20 protein-coding genes are annotated in these 20806 nt (G+C 72.4%); 14 read left to right on the forward strand and 6 right to left on the reverse strand.

The genetic code is table 11. The annotated features are described in order from the left end of the window. Nucleotides 1–86 precede the first annotated feature (86 nt). The 6 genes from pheA to AB0B66_RS05355 all read left to right on the forward strand — a co-directional run bounded on the left by pheA (nucleotide 87) and on the right by AB0B66_RS05355 (nucleotide 5333). Nucleotides 87–1043, forward strand: a complete 957-nt coding sequence (gene pheA / locus AB0B66_RS05330; protein ID WP_360523262.1) for a prephenate dehydratase — start codon at nucleotides 87–89, stop codon at nucleotides 1041–1043. Nucleotides 1044–1046: 3 nt separating this feature from the next. Next, complete coding sequence (locus tag AB0B66_RS05335; RefSeq protein WP_360523265.1) at nucleotides 1047–1400, forward strand: metallopeptidase family protein; 354 nt, start codon at nucleotides 1047–1049, stop codon at nucleotides 1398–1400. Between the two features lie 225 nt (nucleotides 1401–1625). Beyond that, a complete protein-coding gene (locus AB0B66_RS05340; RefSeq protein WP_360523268.1) occupies nucleotides 1626–2363 on the forward strand; it encodes an AIM24 family protein in 738 nt (245 codons plus the stop codon). Between the two features lie 81 nt (nucleotides 2364–2444). Continuing rightward, nucleotides 2445–3113 (forward strand): hypothetical protein, encoded by a 669-nt coding sequence (locus tag AB0B66_RS05345; RefSeq protein WP_360523271.1) that lies wholly within the window; start codon nucleotides 2445–2447, stop codon nucleotides 3111–3113. A 37-nt stretch (nucleotides 3114–3150) separates the two neighbouring features. Further along, nucleotides 3151–4422, forward strand: a complete 1272-nt coding sequence (gene serS, locus AB0B66_RS05350; RefSeq protein WP_360523274.1) for a serine--tRNA ligase — start codon at nucleotides 3151–3153, stop codon at nucleotides 4420–4422. An 86-nt stretch (nucleotides 4423–4508) separates the two neighbouring features. Beyond that, the gene (locus AB0B66_RS05355) at nucleotides 4509–5333 is read left to right on the forward strand and encodes an HAD family hydrolase (protein ID WP_360524127.1); all 825 of its coding nucleotides are present in this window, start codon (nucleotides 4509–4511) and stop codon (nucleotides 5331–5333) included. Nucleotides 5334–5372: 39 nt separating this feature from the next. On the opposite strand, the gene AB0B66_RS05360 is transcribed toward AB0B66_RS05355, so the two are convergent. Beyond that, nucleotides 5373–5903: a bacterial proteasome activator family protein gene (locus AB0B66_RS05360; protein WP_360523277.1), complete on the reverse strand. Its 531-nt coding sequence runs from the start codon at nucleotides 5901–5903 to the stop codon at nucleotides 5373–5375. A 194-nt stretch (nucleotides 5904–6097) separates the two neighbouring features. On the opposite strand from AB0B66_RS05360, the gene AB0B66_RS05365 reads away from it, so the two are divergent. From AB0B66_RS05365 to AB0B66_RS05375, 3 genes are read left to right on the forward strand one after another with little or no spacing between them, the layout of a single operon-like run. After that, nucleotides 6098–7294, forward strand: a complete 1197-nt coding sequence (locus AB0B66_RS05365; protein WP_360523280.1) for an ABC transporter substrate-binding protein — start codon at nucleotides 6098–6100, stop codon at nucleotides 7292–7294. Beyond that, the gene (locus AB0B66_RS05370) at nucleotides 7294–7725 is read left to right on the forward strand and encodes an Lrp/AsnC family transcriptional regulator (protein ID WP_203699059.1); all 432 of its coding nucleotides are present in this window, start codon (nucleotides 7294–7296) and stop codon (nucleotides 7723–7725) included. Before AB0B66_RS05365 ends, AB0B66_RS05370 begins: the two co-directional genes overlap by 1 nt. Nucleotides 7726–7781: 56 nt before the next feature. After that, nucleotides 7782–9596, forward strand: coding sequence for a beta-propeller domain-containing protein (locus tag AB0B66_RS05375; protein WP_360523283.1), 1815 nt, complete (start codon nucleotides 7782–7784; stop codon nucleotides 9594–9596). 81 nt (nucleotides 9597–9677) lie between these two features. Here the strand turns inward: AB0B66_RS05375 and AB0B66_RS05380 are convergent, their stop codons facing one another. The 3 genes from AB0B66_RS05380 to AB0B66_RS05390 all read right to left on the reverse strand — a co-directional run bounded on the left by AB0B66_RS05380 (nucleotide 9678) and on the right by AB0B66_RS05390 (nucleotide 11693). Continuing rightward, a complete protein-coding gene (locus AB0B66_RS05380; protein ID WP_360523286.1) occupies nucleotides 9678–10706 on the reverse strand; it encodes a hypothetical protein in 1029 nt (342 codons plus the stop codon). Between the two features lie 142 nt (nucleotides 10707–10848). Continuing rightward, the gene (locus tag AB0B66_RS05385) at nucleotides 10849–11109 is read right to left on the reverse strand and encodes a DUF6457 domain-containing protein (RefSeq protein ID WP_360523289.1); all 261 of its coding nucleotides are present in this window, start codon (nucleotides 11107–11109) and stop codon (nucleotides 10849–10851) included. After that, nucleotides 11106–11693: an NTP transferase domain-containing protein gene (locus AB0B66_RS05390; RefSeq protein WP_360524131.1), complete on the reverse strand. Its 588-nt coding sequence runs from the start codon at nucleotides 11691–11693 to the stop codon at nucleotides 11106–11108. Before AB0B66_RS05390 ends, AB0B66_RS05385 begins: the two co-directional genes overlap by 4 nt. Nucleotides 11694–11807: 114 nt before the next feature. Here AB0B66_RS05390 and AB0B66_RS05395 point away from each other — a divergent pair, with 114 nt between their 5' ends. Together AB0B66_RS05395 and AB0B66_RS05400 are read left to right on the forward strand one after the other, a co-directional pair. Next, on the forward strand, nucleotides 11808–12884 hold the full coding sequence (locus tag AB0B66_RS05395; protein ID WP_360523292.1) for a DUF4192 domain-containing protein: 1077 nt from the start codon (nucleotides 11808–11810) through the stop codon (nucleotides 12882–12884). 137 nt (nucleotides 12885–13021) lie between these two features. Beyond that, nucleotides 13022–13915 (forward strand): fructosamine kinase family protein, encoded by an 894-nt coding sequence (locus tag AB0B66_RS05400; RefSeq protein WP_360523295.1) that lies wholly within the window; start codon nucleotides 13022–13024, stop codon nucleotides 13913–13915. 232 nt (nucleotides 13916–14147) lie between these two features. Here the strand turns inward: AB0B66_RS05400 and AB0B66_RS05405 are convergent, their stop codons facing one another. Beyond that, nucleotides 14148–16787 carry a polynucleotide kinase-phosphatase gene (locus AB0B66_RS05405; protein ID WP_360523298.1) on the reverse strand — a complete coding sequence of 880 codons (2640 nt, stop codon included), beginning with the start codon at nucleotides 16785–16787 and terminating at the stop codon, nucleotides 14148–14150. After that, nucleotides 16784–18187 carry a 3' terminal RNA ribose 2'-O-methyltransferase Hen1 gene (locus tag AB0B66_RS05410; RefSeq protein ID WP_360523301.1) on the reverse strand — a complete coding sequence of 468 codons (1404 nt, stop codon included), beginning with the start codon at nucleotides 18185–18187 and terminating at the stop codon, nucleotides 16784–16786. Before AB0B66_RS05410 ends, AB0B66_RS05405 begins: the two co-directional genes overlap by 4 nt. 64 nt (nucleotides 18188–18251) lie before the next feature. On the opposite strand from AB0B66_RS05410, the gene moaA reads away from it, so the two are divergent. Genes moaA through AB0B66_RS05425 form a run of 3 tightly spaced genes read left to right on the forward strand, consistent with a single transcriptional unit; the run spans nucleotide 18252 to nucleotide 20799 of the window. Then, nucleotides 18252–19256 carry a GTP 3',8-cyclase MoaA gene (gene moaA / locus AB0B66_RS05415; protein WP_360523304.1) on the forward strand — a complete coding sequence of 335 codons (1005 nt, stop codon included), beginning with the start codon at nucleotides 18252–18254 and terminating at the stop codon, nucleotides 19254–19256. A gap of 3 nt (nucleotides 19257–19259) precedes the next feature. Further along, a complete protein-coding gene (locus tag AB0B66_RS05420) occupies nucleotides 19260–19502 on the forward strand; it encodes a MoaD/ThiS family protein (RefSeq protein ID WP_360523307.1) in 243 nt (80 codons plus the stop codon). 16 nt (nucleotides 19503–19518) lie between these two features. Beyond that, on the forward strand, nucleotides 19519–20799 hold the full coding sequence (locus tag AB0B66_RS05425) for a metallophosphoesterase (protein WP_360524133.1): 1281 nt from the start codon (nucleotides 19519–19521) through the stop codon (nucleotides 20797–20799). Nucleotides 20800–20806 lie beyond the last annotated feature (7 nt).

The raw sequence follows: 20806 nt of genomic DNA on the forward strand, positions 1-20806 counted from the left end.
ACGAGCGACCGGCGGGTAAGGGAGGCTTCCGAGGCCGAATGCCGTGGCCGCGGATGCGGCCACCAACGACTCAGTAGGCTGATCTCATGCCTGGAGTGCCGCCCACTCGTTTCGTCTATCTCGGTCCGGAGAGCACCTTCACCGAGCAGGCGCTGCTCACCATTCCGGCCGCCGGGAGAGGCATCCGGACGCCCGCCCGCAGCGTGCCCGAGGCGCTGGAGGCCGTGCGGGCCGGCGATGCCGACGCGGCACTGGTCCCGTGGGAGAACTCGATCGGCGGCGCCGTCGGCGTGACCCTGGACGAGCTGGTCGACGGCGACCCGCTGGTGATCACCCGCGAGGTGGTCATCCCGGTGGAGTTCGTGCTGGCCGTCCGCTCCGGCACCACGCTGGCCGGGGTGCGGTCGATCGCGGCGCACCCGCAGGCGTCCACGCAGTGCCGCGGCTGGCTGCGGGCGTACGCGCCGGACGCGACCGTGATCGACGTGCTGTCCAACGGGGCCGCCGCGGCCGGGGTCGCCGCGGGCGACTTCGACGCCGCGATCTGCGCCCCGATCGCCATCCAGCGCTTCGGCCTGCTCCAGCTCGCTGACAAGATCGCCGATCACCCGGACGCCGCGACCCGGTTCGTGCTGCTGTCGCGGCCCGGCACGCCGCCGGAGCCGACCGGCAACGACCTCACCTCCCTGGCCGTCTGGATCTCCCACGACCGGGTCGGGGCCCTGCTCGCGGTGCTGACCGAACTGGCCGTACGCGGCGTGAACCTGACCCGGATCGAGTCCCGGCCCACCGGCGAGCGCCTCGGCCGATACGTCTTCTTCCTCGACTGCACCGGCCACGTCGCCGAGGCGCGGGTCGGCGAGGCGCTGCAGGGCCTGCGCCGCATCTGCGCCGGGGTGCGTTTCCTCGGCTCGTACCCCCGGGCGGGCCTGCCCGGCGCGGCGCCGGAGCGGCCGGTGCCGCCGCCGCCGGGACTGTCCGACCCGGACTACACCGACGCTGCCGCCTGGCTGGGCCGGCTGCGCCGGGGCGAGCTGTCCTGAGCCATGGCCGTCGAGATGAGCCGGGAACGCTTCGAGGAGCTGGTCGCCGACGCCCTCGACGAGGTCCCGCAGGAGCTGCTCAACCTGATGCGCAACGTCGTCATCCTGGTCGAGGACGAATCGCCGCCGGGCGGCCCGGAGCTGCTCGGCCTGTACGAGGGCCACGCGCTCACCGCCCGCGGCTGGGACTACGCCGGGGTGCTGCCCGACCGGATCACCATCTACCGGCACCCGATCCTGCGCATCTGCGACACCGACGACGACGTCGTCGAGGAGGTCGCGGTCACCGTGGTGCACGAGATCGCCCACCACTTCGGCATCGACGACGACCGCCTGCACGAACTGGGCTGGGGGTAGAGGGTCTACCGAACTGTCGGCTTTCGTCCGCCGATGGGCGCCGTAAAGGAGCGTGGCATCGCGAAGCGATGTAGCGACGCGCGGCAACCATCGGCTTTCGGGACGAAAGCCCGCGCCCGCGGAGGCGGGCGCCAGCAGTTCAGTCACGAAGCCGACTTTCATACTTGTGCAGGTCAACTACGCTCGGTGCGTTTCTCCGCCCCCGTTTGTATGGAGGATGACGACATGCAGAGCGCACTCTTCGCTGCCGAGAACCTGGAGAAGGAGTCCACGACTCCCGGTCTGACGCTGCAGAACTCGAAGATGCTGAAGATCGAGCTGAACGGCGAGGTCATGGCGCGCACCGGCGCGATGGTTGCCTACCAGGGCCAGGTGCAGTTCCAGGCGCTCGGCTCCGGAGGCGCGGCCAAGTGGCTCAAGAGCAAGATCACCGGCGAGGGCGTGCCGCTGATGAAGCTGACCGGCCGCGGTGACGTGTTCCTGGCCGACCGGGCCGCCGACGTGCACCTGATCGACCTGGGTCCCGGTGACGCCCTCAGCGTCAACGGCACCAACGTGCTGGCCTTCGAGTCGACGCTGAACTACGACATCAAGATGGTCCAGGGCATGGGCATGTTCTCCGCTGCAGGCCTGTTCAACTGCGTGTTCACGGGCCAGGGCCGAATCGCGATCACCACCAAGGGCACCCCGGTCGTGCTGACCGTGGACGCGCCCACCTACGCCGACCCCCAGGCGGCGATCTGCTGGTCGGCCAACCTGCAGACCGGCTACCACCGCGCCGAGCAGCTGGGCATCGGCACCCTGCTGGGCCGCAGCACCGGTGAGGCCTTCACCATGAGCTTCCAGGGCCAGGGCTTCGTCGTGGTGCAGCCGTCCGAGGAGCCCCCGGCGGGCATCGCCGGCGGCAGCGGCGGTGGCCAGCAGCAGCAGGGCGGACTGCTGGGCGGACTGCTCGGCCAGTGACCCCGGCGCAGGACCGGTGACGGCAGGCCCCTCCCCCGTGGAGGGGCCTGTTTTTTCAGCCGTACATGGGATGATGCGCCCATGTCCGAAGACCTCGATGTGGTGGAGTTCGGCCCCGAGTCGGCCGCCCCGGAGCGCCGCCGCCCCGGCTGGCGTGCGATCACGACGGACTCCCGGCTGACGACAGGGCTCGTCGTGCTGGGCGGCGCCGCGGCGATCGCGTCGCTGATGGGGGAGTGGCAGATCATCGACACCACCCGCTCCGGCGACGAGTACTTCGCCAGCATCCCGCAGGTGACCAGCTCGGTCTGGTCGACGACCGGCGGCACGCCGTACCTGTCCGGGCTGACGCTGCTGGCGGCGGCCACCGCGGTGGCACTGTTCGGGCCGGTCGCGGCACGCGCGACGGCGCGGCTGGCCGCACTCGGCACCTCGGCGGCACTGGTCGTGGTGCTGGCGGCAGCGGCGAGCGTGCTCAGCACGACCAGCGAGCTGCCGCGCGTGTTCGGCGGGTTCATGAACACCGAACTGCTGTCCCGCTTCAGTTCCAGCCCCGGCCGCGGCATGTGGGCGGCGCTCGCGGCGGTGGCCCTGCTGGGGCTGGCCATGCTGTCGGCGCACCGGCGCGAGCCCGAGCCGTTCCGCGGCCGGCACGCCGCAGCCGACGACGGCGACGAGCCCGACGACTACGAGTCGGGCGACATCGATTTGACGGTCACCACCGCCGCGCCGTTCATACGGCAATACTGACGCGAAGCTCCGCGCGGGTGCCGGTACGCTTTTCGACGTGATTGATCTGCGTCTGCTCCGCGAGGACCCCGAAGCCGTACGAGCCAGCCAGCGCCTGCGCGGCGACTCCGTCGACGCCGTCGACGACCTGCTGCGCGCCGACGAGTCGCGGCGGTCCGCGGTGGCGTCCTTCGAGGCGCTGCGCGGTGAGCAGAAGCAGCTCGGCAAGCTGATGCCGAAGGCGACCGGCGACGAGAAGACCGCGCTGCTGGCCCGGACCAAGGACCTCGCCGCCGAGGTGAAGGCGGCCGAGGCCGCGGTCAACGAGGCCGAGCAGGCGCTGCGGGCCGCCCAGTTCGCGATCGCGAACGTGGTGCAGGACGGCGCGCCCGGCGGCGGCGAGGACGACTACGTCGTGCTGCGCGAGGTCGGCGAGCGCCCCGTGTTCGACAACCCGCGCGACCACCTCGCCATCGGTGAGCTGCTCGGCGCGATCGACACCGAGCGCGGTGCGAAGGTGTCGGGCGCCCGCTTCTACTACATGACCGGCGTGGGCGCGCTGCTGCAGCTCGGGCTGCTGCAGATGGGCCTGTGGCAGTCGGTGGAGGCCGGGTTCACCCCGATGATCCCGCCGGTGCTGGTCAAGCCGGAGTCGATGGAGGGCACCGGTTTCCTCGGCTCGCACGCCGCCGAGGTCTACCACCTGCCCGCCGACGACCTGTACCTGGTCGGCACGAGCGAGGTGCCGCTGGCGGCGTACCACAAGGACGAGATCCTGAGCCTGGGCGACGGGCCGCTGCGCTACGCCGGCTGGTCGAGCTGCTTCCGCCGGGAGGCCGGCTCGTACGGCAAGGACACCCGCGGCATCATCCGGGTGCACCAGTTCGACAAGGTCGAGATGTTCTCGTACTGCGACCCGGCCGACGCGGCCGAGGAGCACCTGCGCCTGCTGGCGTGGGAGGAGGAGATGCTCGGCAAGCTGGAGCTGGCCTACCGGGTGATCGACGTGGCCGCGGGCGACCTCGGCTCGTCGGCGGCGCGCAAGTTCGACTGCGAGGCGTGGCTGCCCACCCAGAACCGGTACATGGAGGTCACCTCGACCTCGAACTGCACCACGTTCCAGGCCCGGCGGCTGAACACCCGTTTCCGCGACGCCGACGGCAAGACCCAGACCGCGGCGACGCTCAACGGCACCCTGGCCACCACGCGCATGCTCGTGGCGCTCCTGGAGCAGCACCAGCAGCCGGACGGCTCGGTGCGGGTGCCCAAGGCGCTGCAGCCGTTCGTGGGCGGCCGTGACGTGCTGGAGCCCGCCAAGGCAGGGTCCTGAGCGGCGTGCCCGACCACGGGGGGACGGGGCACGTCGAGGTGCCGGAACGTGACGCGGTCGGCCGGTCCGAGCTGCGCAGCGACGGGCTGCGTCCGCGCGGGCTGCCCAAGCTCGTCGCCACCGACCTGGACGGCACCGTCGTCCGGTCGGACGAGACCGTCAGCGGCTTCACCCACGCGGTCTTCGAGCGGGTGCGCGCGGCCGGGGTGCCCATCGTGGGCGCCACCGGCCGCGGCCCCCGGCTGGAGGAGCTGAGCCGGATCGATCTGCCGCACGCCGACCTGCTGGTGCTGGGCGGCGGCGGGCGGGTGCTGGATCTGCGCGATCCGTCCGCGCTGCGGGTACTGCGCGACGCGCGGCTGCCCGGCCCGGTCGTGGCCGGCCTGGTCGAGGCGCTGGAGAACCGCCTCGGGCGGGTGAAGCTGCTGGTCGAGGTCCTGGACACGCAGCGCGCCCCGCTGTGGGGCGACGACGTGGACGACTGGCCGTATCCGGATGACCTGAAGTTCCGCCCGCGCGAGGAATCGCTCTGCTACGACGTGATCAAGGCGTTCGTGAAGACCGACGACACGGACTCCGACACGCTGCTGCGTACGGCGCGGGGCTTGGTCGCGCCCGAGGTGGCCGCGTTCACGCACTCCGGGCTGGGCTGGGTGGAGGTCACCCCGCCCGGCGTCGACAAGGCGACCGGGCTCGCCGTGGTCGCCGCGGAGCTGGGCATCGACCCGGCCGACGTGCTGGTCTTCGGGGACATGCCCAACGACATCCCGATGTTCGAGTGGGCCGGGCACCGGGTGGCCGTCGCCAACGCGCACCCCGAGATCCTCGCCCTGGCCGACGAGGTCACCCTCTCCAACGACCGCGACGGCGTAGCCGTCTACCTCGACGAACTCCTCAAACGCGAACCCTGACCCACCGCTCGCCGCGGGCGAGCGGTGGGTGCGGTGGGGTCAGAGGTACTGGCCTGGTGAGGTGGTCTTGCCGGGTTCGATGTGGGTGCCGGGGGGCAGGGCGGGCACGTTGCGCATCTGCTCGAGCTGCATGCGGGCGGCCATCTGCTGGGCCACCAGCGCCGCCTGGATGCCGTGGAACAGGCCCTCCAGCCAGCCGACCAGTTGCGCCTGCGCGATCCGCAGCTCGGACTCCGACGGGGTGGCGCCCTCGGTGAAGTCGACGGAGATCCGCTCCAGCTCGTCGCGCAGCTCGGGGGAGAGCCCGTCCTCCAGCTCGACTATCGAGCGGCGGTGGATCTCCACCAGGCGCTGTCGGCCGGCCTCGTCGAGGGGTGCCGCCCGCACCTCCTCCAGCAGCTGTTTGATCATGCTGCCGATGCGCATGACCTTGGCCGGCTGCTCGATGAGGTGGCTCGGGTCCTCCTCCCGCCCGGTGGCACCGTCAGGGTTGACCTCGACCGTGCCGATGGGCCGACCGTCCGGACCGACGACCACGACACTCTTCTCTTCGGGATGCTGCTGGCTCACCACGACCTCCTCAGCGTCGAACCCACCCATCCTAGATCCCGAGACGCAGGCCGATGTTGATCATTGACGGGAGTGCCGGGACACGGTAGAACGCCACAGTGGGTCATAAGACCGCGCGCCCACAGTTTGGCGACACCCCCCACGGCCGTGCCCTTCGGTACGCGCGTCCGGCCGAAGTCACTCTGGAGGACACATTGGACGGCCTTGACCGTCGCAGGCTGCTCGGACTGCTGACCGGCGTCGGCGTTGCGGGCATGACCGGCGGCCTCGCGGGCTGCTCGACCGCCGGCACGCCCAGCGAGCGCAGCGGTGTCAGCATCGGTCTGCTCGTCCCCGCCACCGGAGCGAACAAAGAGGTCGGCGCCGACCTCGAACTGGGCTTCAAGCTCTACGTCGACCTGCACGACGGCAAGCTCGGCGGCCGCCCGGTGCGCATCGAGGTGGAGGACGAGGGCGAGACCACCAAGTCCGGCGCCGCGGCCCTGGAGAACCTCTACAAGGCCCAGGTGCTGGCCGTCGTCGGCGTGGCCAACCCCGACCTGCTGCCGTTCGTGCGCGACCGGGTCGAGGAGGCGAAGGTGCCGCTGCTGGCAGCGCACGCCTCCCCGGCCGAGATGCCCAGCGCGCCATACATCTGGCGCACCTCGTTCCTGTCCGACGAACCGGCTCTCGCCATCGCGCACTACCTGCGCCGGCGTTACGGCAACGGCAGCGGCAAGGTCAGCCTCATCACCACCCCCGGCACGGCGGGCACCGAGCTGATGCTCGGCTTCACCGGCGTCTACGGCGGCGGCGCGCAGGAACCCATCGTCGTGAAGTCCGGCATCAAGCCGACCACCGCGGAGTACGCCTCATACGCCGGCCAGATCGCCGCCAAGAGCCCGCGGGCGATCTTCTGCAATCTGCCGAGCGCGCACATCGTCAAGTTCATGGCAGCACTGTCGGACGCGGGGCTCAAGCCGGGCCGCGACGTCGAGATCTACGCCCCGGGTGCGGTCGCCGAGGGCAGCGCGCTCGACGACCTCGGTGACGGCGCGCGCGGGCTGTTCACCGCGATGCACTACTCGGCCGACCTCAACAACCTGGCCAACCACACGTTCTCGTCGTTGTTCCAGTCCAAGTTCCAGCGCTCCCCCACGGCGTTCGCGGTCGCCGCGTACGACGCCGCCGCGGTGCTCGACCAGGCGCTGACGCTGGGCGGTGACGCCACGCCCAGCGCGCAGAAGGTCAACACGCTGCTGTCGAACGTCGGCCAGGTGATCAGCCCGCGCGGGAACTGGCAGTTCAACCAGCAGCGTTCGCCGCAGCAGAAGTGGTACCTGCGCAAGGTCGAGAAGGACGGCCCCATCCTGTCGAACGTGCTGATCAGCGACCTCGCTACCCTCGGGTAGTGCAGTTGGACGACGTTGACCAGCGAATCATCGCCGCGCTCCTGAGCGACGCGCGCACCACCTACGCCGAGATCGGCATGGTGGTGTCGCTGTCAGCGCCAGCCGTCAAGCGGCGCGTGGACCGGCTGCGCTCCGGTGGGGTGATCAAGGGTTTCACCGCCGTCGTGGATCCGGCGGCGGTGGGTGGCGGCACGGAGGCCTTCGTCGAGCTGTTCTGCACCGGGCGCACCACGCCCGCGCAGATCACGCAGGCCACCCGCCGCCACCCCGAGGTGGTCGGGGCGTACACCGTCTCGGGTGAGGCCGACGCGCTGGTGCACCTGCGCGCGGCCGACATCGCCCACCTGGAGCAGGCGCTGGAGCGGCTGCGCGCGGAGCCCTTCATCACCAGCACCCGGAGCATGATCGTGCTGTCCCGCCTGGTCGACTGACGACGGCTTCGACGCCGGAGGGAGCCGGGAGCGCCGTCCGCGCGTCGAAGACGGGCATGAGACGAAGCGTGCTCTGCCTGCTCACCGCGTTATCCCTGGCCGGGTGCACGGCGGGCGGTGGCGTGACCGAGGACCGGCCGCCCGCGCCGGGGCCGGCGCCGGAGTTCCGCCTGGTGTCGTACGACTCCTGCGAAGCGCTGCTGACATCGGTGCGCGAAGCGGCCAAACGCGCCGTGACGCCCTGGGGCCTGCCCGGCAGCCGGTGGGGTGTGCCGCTCGCCTCGGCCGCCGAGGGCGCGCGGGCGACCGGGGGTGCGGCCGACACGGCCAAGTCCTACTCCGGCACCAACACCCACGAGGCGGGCGTCGACGAGCCCGACATCGTCAAGACCGACGGGCGGCGCATCGTCACCGTGCTCGGCGAGACCCTGCGGGTCATCGACGCGGCGACCCGGCGGCCGGCCGGATCACTGCACCTCGGCAGCGGCACGCATCAGCTCTTCCTGCAGGGCGACCGGGCGCTGGTGCTCACCGGCCAGTACGGGATGACCATGTTCGGCGGCATCGCCGACAGCAACCTGCGCGGATACGGCGGACCGTCCTCGACCCGGCTCCGGCTGGTCGACCTGTCCGGCGAACCCCGGGTGACCGGCCAGTACGAGATCGGTGCCGAGCTGACCGACGCCCGGCTGGCAGACGGCACCGCCCGCGTCGTGGTCACCTCCTCCCCGATGATCGACTTCACCTGGCTGGAGAAGGGCACCGACGCGGACCGCATCGCCGCGAACCGGAAGGTCATCGACGCCGCGCCGCTGGACCGGTGGCTGCCCGCGTACACCGCCGACGGTGCCGGCGGGCGGATCGACTGCGGCCAGGTCAGCACGCCCGCCGAGTTCAGCGGAACCTCGCTGGTGACGGTGCTCAGCTTCGACCTGAACCGGGCCACGCTGGGCGACGGCCTGCCGGCGGCGGTGCTCGCCGACGCGCGCACGGTGTACGGCACGGGCCCCCACCTGTACCTAGCCCACGACGACGGCTGGCGGGGCGAGAAGGCGAAGAACCGCACGGAGCTGTACCTGTTCGACGTCTCGGGGCCGCGCCCGTCCTTCGCCGCCTCCGGCAGCGTGCCCGGCTGGCTGCTCAACCAGTACTCGCTCAGCGAGCACGACGGCGTGCTGCGGGTGGCCACCACCTCCGGCCAGCCATGGAACCGTGAGCAGCGCAGCGAGTCCACGGTGTACACGCTGCGCCGCGACGGCGGGCAGCTGCGGTCGCTCGGCAAGCTGGGCGGGCTGGGCAAGGGAGAGCGGATCTACGCGGTGCGCTTCCTCGGCCCGACCGCATACGTGGTCACCTTCCGGCAGACCGACCCGCTGTACGCCATAGACCTGCGCGACCCCGCCCGGCCGGTGCTCACCGGTGAGCTGAAGATCCCCGGCTACAGCAGCTACCTGCACCCGGTCGCGGACGGGCGGCTGGTCGGCGTGGGTCAGGACGCCTCCGACCAGGGCCGGGTGAGCGGGCTGCAGGTGTCGCTGTTCGACGTCGGCGGCACCGATCCGAAGCGGCTCGACCAGGAGAAGATCCCGAGCGGCTGGAGCGAGGCCGAGCACGACCCGCACGCGTTCCTGTACTGGCCGGCGACCGGCCTGCTGGTGATCCCGTACACCGCGTACGACCGGGGGCAGCAGGCCGGAGCACTGCTGTTCCGGGTCGATGCGGGCGCGCTGCAGAAGATCGGCGAGGTGAACCCGGGCGGCTACCCGCGGCGCAGCCTGGTCGTCGGCGACACGCTGTGGACGGTCACCGACACCGTGGCCGTCGCGACCTCACTGACCGGTGGCCCTCAGCTCAGCCGGATCGGCCTCTGACCTGGGCCGCGGATACTCCTGGCGGTCCGGTGCGAGCGGGGTTCGCGTCGGACCGCCAGGTCTGTCAGAGGTGCGGATCCGTCAGAGGTACTGGCCGATGCGGGCCTCGGGCACGTTGCCCGCGGGCTTGTCGCCCTCGCCGAAGAAGCGCTTGCCGCCGAACTCGCCGTGCAGGCGGTCGTCCAGCTCGTCGGCGAGCCCGGTCATCACCTGGATCGCCAGGGCCAGGTGGCTGGCCTGGAAGTCGCGGCCGAACACCGGGATCGAGGCCCAGACCGTGCCGGCGGTGCAGTAGAGGCGGCCGATCGGCATGCGGTTGGTCAGGTCGGACAGTTTCACGAACAGCTTCTCGCTCGGCTCGATGTCGGTCAGCACCGGCGAGAACACGTCGATCAGCGGCGGGTTCTCCCGGACGCGCACGAACACCATGGCCGAACCGGCCCGGATGCCGATGTCGCCGTCGCCGTCCACCTGCAGCTCGTCCGGGTCGGACTTGAGCATCGCGGAGACCACGATGCGCACCCGGTCGGCCAGCTCCAGCCCGCTGGCGTCGAGCGAGTCGATCGAGGGCAGGAAGGCGTCCACCGTCGACTCGTGCCGCGCGGTGCCCAGCGGCTCGATGGAGACCGGCTCCTCCTCGCCGTCGTGCGCCTCGTACACCAGGAACGCGGGGTGCGGTGCGCCGTACACGTCGCGCAGCGTGCGGGTGATGACGTTGGCCAGCCCGTCGGCCGCGCCGGCCATGCCGAAGTTGTCCCCCGAACCGGCCAGCACCCCGGGCGGCGACCAGCCCAGCGCGACCATCGCCGCGATCGCGGGCCGCTCCAGGCGGAACCCCTCCGGCAGGTTCGCGTTGCTGACCGCACGCGCCTGCAGGGAGCCGCCCTCCAGGCAGGCCACGTTCACGCCGTACACGGCGGAACCGGTGCCGGACGCGGTCGGGTCCAGTGCGAGCTCCAGCTCACTGCCGACCGGCAGCGTCGGCAGGGCTCCGGCCAGGGCTCGGGCGAACTCCCGCCACGCCTCGGCGACCTTCGCATGCAGGTCCGCGGTGGTGGGTTCGTCGAGCAGCCCGGCCTCCGCCAGGCCGGGAATCGACAGTTCCGACATCGGTGCGCCTCCTCGTCGAACCTGGATTGTCCCGGCACGCCGGCGGACAAACCTGGGTTCTCTGTCACCGAGACACTACCGACCGGAGGGAGATTCGCGTAGTCGGCCTTGCGACCCACCGCGCCCTTGTGCTGTGCGTCTCTCAGTCCTGGTCGGATGCACCGAGGCGGTGGGCCAGGCCGGTCAGACGGGCGGCCAGCTCCCGCGGGTCGCCGCCGCGACCGACCGCCAGCCCCAGCAGGTACGCGCTGACCGGCGCGCCCGGCCGGACCGCGTGGTGCGCCACCTCCCGAGCCAGGTCCAGCACCATCGTCACGTCCACGTCCGCACGGGGCAGGCCCAGCTCGGCACAGGCCGCATCGGTGAAGTCATGCAGGTCGACGCCCTTCGGCCGCTCGCTCACAGCGCCTCCTCGGTATGCACGTGGCGGGGCGTCCGCCTGTCGTTCGCGGCCCGCAGTTCGTCGGGGGTGTCGCAGTCATACCACGGCGGAGGCCCTTCCCCCGCCCACGGCAGCTCGACCACGTCGACGTCGGCGAGCAACGCGCGCATCGGGGTGCCGTGCGGGTTCGCGGGAATCCCGGCACGCAGCGCGCCGAGCCGCCACGCGGCACACAGGTGCTGCCGCCGGCCGTCCTCGTCGGTGAACATCACCACGTCCGCGTCCACGGCGAGCAGCGCCGCCACCGCGTCCCGGGTCAGAAAGGGCAGGTCGGCGGCGGCGACGAGCACCCGCTCGGCGTCCGCGGGCAGCACCGCGGCACCGGCGGCGATGGCCGCGACCGGGCCGCCGCCGGGCGGGTCCTCGCGGGTCAGCACGGCTGCGGAGGGCAGCTCGGCGGCCAGTTCGGGTGGCCCGACGACGACCAGCGCCCGAGCCTCGGCCACCGCTCCGAGGACCCGGCGCAGCATGGGCACCCCGCCGACGGGCAGCAGCGGCTTCGCGACGCCGCCCATCCGCCGGGCAGCGCCCCCGGCCAGCACCAGCGCCGCGTACGAGATCATCCGCGCTCCCCTCGCCCTGTGGACGAACCGGCGTGTCATCCACAGGCTAGCGATCATCGCTGTCTCCGTCGCGCCGCCGCGGGAAGGCTCCCGCACATGACGACCGACACCCCGACGTACACCTTCACCGAGCGTGCGGACCTGCTCGGATACGTGCCCTACCTGCTCGGCTTCCATCCGGCCGACAGTGTCGTCGTGCTGGGACTGGCGGACCGGCGCATCGGTGTCGCCGCTCGCGCCGACCTCGGGCGGCCCCGCCCGGAGACGGTGCGGCGGCTCAGCCGACTGCTGACCGCCGCAGGCCGGGGGAGCGCGGCGATCACGTCGGTGGTGCTCGTCGGCTACGGTCCCGATCCGACGGCCGCGGACGTGACCCGCAGCGTCGCGAACGCCCTCGACGCCCGGGGCTACCACGTGCGCGAGGTGCTGCTGCACGCCGGCGAGCGCTACCACTGCCTGCAGTGCGACGAGTGCACTCCGCCCGGGGGCGCGCCGTTCGACCCGAGCACGACCGCCGCCGCGGCGATCGCGACGTACGAGGGTCTGGTCGCCCAGCCCGACCGGGCCGCGGTGGAACGGCTGGTCCGGCCCATCGGCGGGCTGGCCGCCATCGCCATGGCGCAGGCCGTGGACCGCGCTGAGCAGCGACTCGCCGCCCTGCTCGGCGACGAGGAAGCCGGAACAAGGGCCGGGAGCGGCAGCGACGGTGAAGTTGGAAGCGAGCCCGCGAGCGACGGCGGTGAGGGCAGCAGCGGCGGGCCCGGCGAGGGTGCCGCCGATGGGCGGCTGGTACGGGCCGGGGTGGGCGCGGTCGAGGAGGCGCTCCGCGTGGCCGCGGCCGGTGGGCGGCTCGACGACGACGAGGCCGCCTGGCTCACCGTGCTCCTGCTGGACCTGCGCTGCCGCGACCACGCCTGGCAGCGGACCGACACCGAGCCCTGGCAGCTGGACCTGTGGCTGGACCTCACCCGGCGCGGCGAGCCCGCCCTGCTGGCCCCGGTCGCCAGCCTGCTCGCCTGGTGCGCCTGGCGGTCCGGCAACGGTGTGCTGGCCGGTGCCGCGGTGCGGCGGGCGCTGCTGGCCGACCCGGCGTACACGCTCGCGCATCTGCTCAGCGAGGCGCTCGACCAGGCCGTGCCGCCCGGCAGCATCGGTTCCTGGCCCGTGCCGTAGACGTTCGTCCGGCTGCCGGAGTCGCAGCGCCGACCCGGGTGAGCGCGGAATCCGGGAAATCGTGCTTGTTCCAGCAGTCGGGACACGCCTGGGCACGCCCGGGAGGCCTCGGCCGGGCGACGGCTCAGAATGGGACCGTGGACCTGGCCTACCTGCGCGCGCATCCGCACCTGCTGCCGACGTTCCTGCACCACCAGCGGATCCGGGAGACGCCCGTCGACGGCGGCTCGATCTGCCACACCAGCAGGCTGACCTTCGACGACGGCGAATCCATCTTCACCAAGTCGTGGCCCGAGGCGGCCGGACGGGCACCGGAGGGCTTCTTCGCCGCCGAGGCGAACGGCCTGCGCTGGCTGGCCGAGACCGGCACGGTCGCGGTGCCCGAGGTGCTGGTCGACACCCCCGACCTGCTCGGCATGGCGTGGATCGAGCACGGTCAGCCGTCGGCCGCGGCCGCCGAGGAGTTCGGCCGGGCGCTGGCCGCGCTGCACCGGGCCGGGGCGGGGGCGTTCGGCGCGCCGTGGCCCGGGTTCCACGGTTCCGCGCCGATGGACAACACCGCGCATCCCGGCCCGTGGCACGAGTGGTACGGCGAGCGCCGGCTGGGCGCGTACCTGCGGTTGTCGGTGGACCGGGGGGCGCTGGAGCCCGCCGACACGGCCCGGGTCGAACAGGTGCTGGCCGGGCTGGACCGGGTCGGTGGTGACGAGCCGCCGGCCCGGATCCACGGCGACCTGTGGACCGGCAACCTGCTCTGGGGCGCTGACGGCCGATGCCGAGTGGTCGACCCGGCGGCGCACGGCGGCCACCGCGAGACCGACCTCGCCTACCTGCGGCTGTGGGGCGGCGCACCGTTCCTGGACCGGATCCACGCCGCGTACGCCGAAGCCTGGCCGCCCGCCGACGGCTGGAGCGAGCGCGTCGCCCTCCACCAGCTCTCCATGTACCTGCTGCACACCGCCCTGTTCGGCGCGGCCTTCGCCCCCGGCGTCCGGGAAACCACAGCAGCCTGCCTCCCCCTGACCTCCTGACCACCACCGCGAGCGGCGGCCGGCGCGCAGCGGTCCGGCGGCACTTTCAAGGAAACTGCGGTTATCTCGAAACGCCTAAACGCAATTTCCCCGAAAGTGCGCTTAGGCGCCTCTCCTCCTCCCCCGCGCCCGGCACCACCCCGCCCTGGCCATCCGGCCATAGGTGTTAAGAAGGGCACCTTCCTCTACGTATGGCGATGGGAAGGTGCCCTTCCTTTGGGCTGACGGGGCGTTACAGGCGGGGGTCGGTGGGTTCGGATTCGCTGGCGAGGATGGCGAAGACGAGTTCGTGAACGCGCCAGAGCGGGCCGTCGCGGCCGACCGTGTCCAGAGCGGCCAGGCCGAGGCCGTGCTCGCGCAGGGCGAGCGCACGCTTGCGGCCGAGCTTGCGCTCGCGGAGCTTGGCCAGCTGTGCGGGCTCGGTGTAGGACGGGCCGTAGATGATGCGCAGGTACTCCCGGCCCCGGCACTTCACGCCGGGCTGGACGAGGCCCTTGGCTCCGCGCACGGACAGGCCCGCGTACGGCTTGACCACCATGCCCTCGCCGCCGGAGCCGGTCAGCTCCAGCCACCAGTCGGTCGCCCGTGCCACGGCGTCCGCGAAGGCCGCCTCGGCGTCGGCCGCGTCCGACCCGCCGGTCGGGTCGGTGGCCGCCGCGTCGGTGGCTGCCGCGTCCGTCGGATCGGCGGCAGCCGCCCGGTCGGTCCGCGCCGGCCGGGCCGGCAGGTCGAGGACCAGGCGGCGGGTCGGGGTGAACGTCGCCGGGTCGGCCTCGACCAGCCGGTCCGCGACGGACAGGTGCCAGCCGTGGTCGGCGTCGAGGTAGGCCTTGCCCTCGGCCGCCAGCACCGCGAACGGGGCCAGTGTGATGCCGGCGATCCCGTCCGTCGGGGCGACGTACCGGCGGTAGGCGTCGGTGAAGGCGTTCACGTCACGCAGCGATCCGGCAAGCCGCTCCCGCTGCGCGCCCGTGTCGAGGCCACGGGCCGCGGCGGCGGACAGCACGTCCAGCGCCGCGGGCAGCGCAGCGCGACCCGCGGTGCCGACGGCGGCGTACTGGTGGATCAGGGTCTGCGCCTTGGCGGACCAGGGCAGCAGCTCGCAGTCGAGCAGCAGCCAGTCGGTGTCCAGCTCGGCCCACAGCCCCGCCGTGGTCGCCGCGTCGCGCACCTTGCCGAGCAGTTGCTCGGTGCGCTCCGGGTCGAAGAACGGCCGCCCGGTACGCGTGTAGATAACGCCGGTGCCGCCGTCGTCGACGAAGCGTTTGGCCGCGACCGCCGCGTCCTTGCAGACCAGCACGACCGCGCGGGAGCCCATGTGCTTCTCCTCGCAGATCACCCGGTGTACGCCCGCGTTCCGCAGGTCGGCCAGCGCCTCGGCGGGGTGCTCCAGGTAGCCGTCCACGGCCGACGTCGACGACGGGGCCATGGTCGGCGGCAGCCACAGCAGCCAGCGCGGGTCGACCGCGAACCGGCTCATCACCTCCAGCGCCGCCGCGCTGTGCTCGGCGGGCACGGTGACGGTGCCGTGCAGGGTCTGCACGTGGCGGCGGCCGGTGACCTCGGACAGCCGCAGCGCGCCCGCGGCCCGGTCGGGCAGGGCGGCGGGGTGCAGCGGGCGGGCGGGCGCGTAGTACTCCTGTGCCGCGTCGACCTCGACCAGCTCCCGCTCGGGGTAGCGCAGCGCGGTGAGCTTGCCGCCGAACACGCAGCCGGTGTCCAGGCAGATGGTGTTGTTGAGCCACTCGGGCACGACGGTGGGCGTGTGCCCGTAGACGACCATGGCGCGGCCGCGGTACTCCTGCGCCCACGGGTAGCGCACCGGCAGGCCGAACTCGTCGGTCTCACCGGTGGTGTCGCCGTACATGGCGAAGGAGCGCACCCGGCCGGAGGCGCGACCGTGGTAGGCCTCCTTGAGGCCCGCGTGCGCGACCACGAGCCGCCCGCCGTCGAGCACGTAGTGGCTGATCAGGCCGTCCAGGAAGCCGGGCAGGCCGTCGACCGGGTCGGTCTGCAGCTGCGCGACGGTCTCGGCGAGCCCGTGGGTGAGCTGCACCTTGCGCCCGCGCAGGTGGCGCAGCAGCTTGTTCTCGTGGTTGCCGGACACGCACAGCGCCCGGCCGCCGGCGATCATGTTCATGACCAGGCGCAGCACGCCGGGGGAGTCCGGACCGCGGTCCACCAGGTCGCCGACGAACACGGCGGTACGCCCCTGCGGGTGGCTCGCGTCCACGGCCCGGCCGGAGTCGTCGCGGGTCAGTTCCCAGCCGAGCGCCGTGAGCAGCTGCTCCAGCTCGGCGCGGCAGCCGTGCACGTCGCCGACGAGGTCGAAGGGCCCGGTCAGCTCGGTGCGGTCGTTGAACAGCTTCTCGTAGCGCAGCTCGACGGCGGCCGGGTCGCTGACGACGTACACCTTGCGGAAGCCCTCGCGGGCCAGCTTGTTCAGCGAGTGCCGCAGGTCGCGGTGCTGGCGGCGCAGCACCTCCCGCCCGAACGTGCGGTCCGGCCGGGCCTGCGTGCGCTCCCAGCAGACCGCCTCGGGGGTGTCGATGACCACGGCGACGGGCAGCACGTCGTGCGCCTTGGCCACCTCGACCAGGGCGGCGCGGGCGTGCGGCTGCACGTTGGTCGCGTCGACCACGGTGAGCCGGCCTGCCCGCAGGCGCTTGCCCGCGACCAGGTGCAGCACCTCGAAGGCGTCCTTCGTGGCGGCCTGGTCGTTCTCGTCGTCGGCCAGCAGGCCCCGGAACGCGTCGCTGGACAGCACCTGGGTCGGCAGGAAGTGCTCCCGGGCGAAGGTCGACTTGCCCGAACCGGAGATCCCGACGAGCACGACCAGGGACAGCTCGGGCAGCGTGACCGTCGTGGTCATGCCGGCACCTCCTCGGCAACGGTGGTCTTGGTGAACAGGGCGAGCTGGGTCGGAGCGCCGACCTCCGGGTCCTCGTCGCCGACGGGCCGTAGCGTGTACGTGTAGCCGTACTCGGCGGCGACCTGGTCGCACCAGGCGGCGAACTCGGCCCGGGTCCATTCGAAGCGGTGGTCGTCGTGGCGGTGGCCGCCGGAGGGCAGGGTCTCGTAGCGCACGTTGTACTCGACGTTCGGCGTGGTCACGATGACCGCGCCGGGCTTGGCGTCGCCGAACACCGCGGCGCACAGCGCGGGCAGCCGAGGCAGGTCGAGGTGCTCGATGACCTCCATCAGCACGGCGGCGTCGTAGCCGCGCAGCCGCTCGTCGACGTAGGTCAGCGCGGACTGGACCAGCTTGATCCGGGCGCGCTGCCGGTCGGGCAGCCGCTTGAGGCGCAGCCGTCGCTCGGCGATCTCCAGCACCTTCGGCGACACGTCCGCGCCGACGATCTCGGTGTAGCGCTTCTCCCGGATCAGGTCGCCCAGCAGGGCACCACCGCCGCAGCCCAGGTCGAGCACCCGGGTCGCCCCGGTCTCGGCCAGCGCGGCGAGCACCGCGGCGCGCCGCCGTACGTTCAAGGGCTTGGTCTTCTCCACCACCGGTCCCTCGGCGACGGAGTCGTCGGCGGGCGCCTCCTCCAGCGGCGCGAGCGCCGCGTCGGCCTTGGCCGCCAGCGCCCGGCTGTGCGCCAGGTAGCGCCGGATGATCAGCGCGCGCTCGGGGTGCCCGGCGAGCCAGCCCTCCCCGGCCCGCAGCAACTTCTCGATCTCGTCGGGCGCGACCCAGTAGTGCTTGGCGTCGTCGAGCACGGGCAGCAGCACGTAGAGGTGGTTGAGCGCGTCCGCCAGGCGCAGCTCGCCGTCGAGGGTCAGGTCGACGTACCGGCTGTCGCCCCACTCGGGGAACGCCGGATCCAGCGGCAGCACCTCGCCGCGCACGGTCCAGCCCAGCGGGGCGAACAGGCGCTCGGCCAGCTTCAGGCCGCCCTTGGCGCGCAGCGACGGCACCCGGATCGACAGCGGGATCGCGGTCGCGGCCAGCTCGGACCGGTCCTTGGAGACACCGCGCGCGGCGGTTCGGAAGACCCGATTGAGCGCGGCCGCCAGCAGGCTGGACGCGGCGTACGGGCGGTCGTTGACGTACTGGTTGAGTTGCTGCCCGTCGGCGCGGGTGTCGGCGAGCCGCTGCGGGTCGATCTCGAGCAGCAGCGCGGCGGTGCACCGCTGCTCGCTCGCCTCCGGGTAGAGCACGGTGGCCGTGCCGTGGCTCAGTTCGAAGCTGTGCACGCGGTCGGGATGCTTGACGAGGAGGAAGCCGAGGTCGGTGGCGGGTGTGTGGGTCGTCGAGAGGGTCAGCAACACGGCGGCGATCCTGCCAGGTGACCAGGGGACGCGCATTCCGATTGTGACGCGATAGGTTCGTCAGGTGACCTCTGCCAGCACAGGCTTGATCGACCGGTACGGACGACGTGCCGTGGATCTGCGGGTCTCACTGACAGATCGCTGCAATCTGCGCTGTTCGTACTGTATGCCCCCGGAAGGGCTGCCCTGGCTGCCCAAGCAGGAGATCCTCACCGATGACGAGGTGCTGCGGCTGATCACCGTCGCGGTGACCCGGCTCGGCGTCGAGGAGGTGCGCTTCACCGGCGGCGAGCCGCTGCTGCGCCCCGGCATCGTCGGCATCGTGGCGGGCAGCGCCGCACTCACCCCGCGCCCGAAGCTGTCGGTCACCACCAACGGCATCGGACTGGCCCGGCTGGCCGTGCCGCTGCGCGACGCCGGGCTGGACCGGGTCAACGTCTCCCTGGACACCATCGACCCCGAGCGCTTCGCCGCCATCGCGCTGCGCCGCCGGTTCGACGACGTGATCGACGGGCTGTCCGCGGCCGCCGCGGCCGGGTTGACCCCGGTCAAGCTCAACGCGGTGCTGCTGCGCGGCATCAACGACGACGAGGCCCCGGCGCTGCTGCGCTTCGCCGTCGCGCACGGGTATGAGCTGCGTTTCATCGAGCAGATGCCACTCGACGCCCAGCACGGCTGGAGCCGCGAGCAGATGATCACCGCGGCGGAGATCCTGGCGGCGCTGGAGGCCGAGTTCGATCTCAGCCCCGACCCGGCCGAGCGGGCCGGTGCCCCGGCCGAAACCTGGTTGGTCGACGGCGGCCCGGCGAAGGTCGGCGTGATCGGCTCGGTGACCCGGCCCTTCTGCGGCGACTGCGACCGGACCCGGCTCACCGCCGACGGCCAGGTGCGCAACTGCCTGTTCGCGACCGGGGAGACCGATCTGCGGGGGCTGCTGCGCGGCGGGGCGGATGACGAGGAGATCGCCGCGCGCTGGCGTACCGCCATGTGGGGCAAACTGCCCGGCCACGGCATCGACGACCCGTCGTTCCTCCAGCCCGTGCGCCCCATGTCCGCCATCGGAGGATGACGAGTGCTGACGATCCGCTACTTCGCCGGAGCCCGCGCCGCCGCCGGGGTCACCGAGGAGCAGCTGCCCGCTGGACAGGACCTCGCGCAGCTGATCAAGGAGCTCGGTGCGGCCCACGGGGACGCCTTGAGCCGGGTGCTGCTTTCAGCCAGCTTCCTGGTTGACGGGCTAGCCTGGCACGACCGCCGCGCGCCTCTGCCGTCCGGCGCGACAGTGGACGTGCTCCCGCCCTTCGCCGGCGGGTGAGAGGAAGACCCCCGTGGTGCTGCAAGCGCTGATGTTCTTCAGCATGGTGTTGGTCGTGGTCGGCCCGATCCACTGGTACCTGTACAAGCGCCTGTTCAAGGACACCACTACGACGACCCGTGGCCGCCGGATCGGCGCCGCGGTGATCATCGGGCTGGCGCTGGCGCTGCTGGCGGCGTTCATCGTGCCGCGGGTGATCGGAGCGAAGGCGTCCTGGGTCATCCCGATGGTCGGCTACATGTGGCTCGCCGTCCTGTTCTACCTGCTGGTCACGCTGCTGGTGCTGGAGATCCCCCGCGTGATCGCCAACCGCACCTGGGCCCGCCGCGCCACCGCGCCGGTCGCCGACCAGGCCGCCGCGCCCGTTGCCGTCGGCGTGGCCGCGGGCGCCGAGCCCGGACAGGCCGAGACCGCGCTCGCCGAGCCCGGCCTGCCGTCCGCGCCCGCACCGGCGACACCGGACGGGCCGGCCGATCCGAGTCGGCGGTTGCTGATCGCGCGGAGTGCGGCGATCTTCGCGGGGCTGACCGCGACCGGCATCACCGCGTACGGCGTGAAGACCGCGCTCGGCGACCCCGTGCTCAAGCGGGTGCAGATCCCGCTCGCCAAGCTCCCCCGGAGCATGGACGGCTACAAGATCGCCCTGGTCAGCGACATCCACCTGGGCCCGCTGACCGGCATCGAGCACAGCCGGCGCATCGTACGCTCGATCAACGGCATGAACGCCGACCTGATCGCCGTCGCCGGTGACATGGTCGACGGCACCGTCGCCGAGCTGGGCGACGAGGCCGCGCCGCTGGCCGAGCTGCGCTCCCGCGACGGGTCCTACTTCGTCACCGGCAATCACGAGTACTTCTCCGGCGCTGAGGAGTGGCTGGTCGAGGTCGAGCGCCTAGGCATGCGGCCGCTGCAGAACGAACGCCTGGAGATCCGCGGGCTGACCCTGGCCGGCGTGAACGACGTCAGCGGCGGCGATCTGGGCGAGGGCGGGCCGGACTTCGGCAAGGCGCTGGGCGACCGGGACCCGAGCAAGCCGGTGGTGCTGCTCGCCCACCAGCCGATCCAGGCCTTCGAGGCCGCGAAGCACGGCGTGGACCTGCAGCTGTCCGGGCACACCCACGGCGGCCAGATGGTCCCGTTCAACCTGATCGCGGCCCTGCAGCAGCCGGTCATCTCCGGACTCGGCGAGGTCGACGGCACCCAGGTGTACGTGACCAACGGTGCCGGGTTCTGGGGCCCGCCGGTGCGGGTCGGCGCACCCCCGGATATCACATTGGTAGAACTGCGCGCGATGTAGGTAACAA

This window comes from Catellatospora sp. NPDC049111, assembly GCF_040648615.1.
Classification (GTDB): Bacteria; Actinomycetota; Actinomycetes; order Mycobacteriales; family Micromonosporaceae; genus Catellatospora; species Catellatospora aurea.

What these genes read in the sequence shown, in the direction of transcription:
- pheA (WP_360523262.1), top strand. Translation starts at nt 87, where the DNA reads ATGCCTGGAGTGCCGCCCACTCGTTTCGTCTATCTCGGTCCGGAGAGC.
- AB0B66_RS05335 (WP_360523265.1), top strand. Translation starts at nt 1,047, where the DNA reads ATGGCCGTCGAGATGAGCCGGGAACGCTTCGAGGAGCTGGTCGCCGAC.
- AB0B66_RS05340 (WP_360523268.1), top strand. Translation starts at nt 1,626, where the DNA reads ATGCAGAGCGCACTCTTCGCTGCCGAGAACCTGGAGAAGGAGTCCACG.
- AB0B66_RS05345 (WP_360523271.1), top strand. Translation starts at nt 2,445, where the DNA reads ATGTCCGAAGACCTCGATGTGGTGGAGTTCGGCCCCGAGTCGGCCGCC.
- AB0B66_RS05375 (WP_360523283.1), top strand. Translation starts at nt 7,782, where the DNA reads ATGAGACGAAGCGTGCTCTGCCTGCTCACCGCGTTATCCCTGGCCGGG.
- AB0B66_RS05380 (WP_360523286.1), bottom strand. Translation starts at nt 10,706, where the DNA reads ATGTCGGAACTGTCGATTCCCGGCCTGGCGGAGGCCGGGCTGCTCGAC.
- AB0B66_RS05395 (WP_360523292.1), top strand. Translation starts at nt 11,808, where the DNA reads ATGACGACCGACACCCCGACGTACACCTTCACCGAGCGTGCGGACCTG.
- AB0B66_RS05405 (WP_360523298.1), bottom strand. Translation starts at nt 16,787, where the DNA reads ATGACCACGACGGTCACGCTGCCCGAGCTGTCCCTGGTCGTGCTCGTC.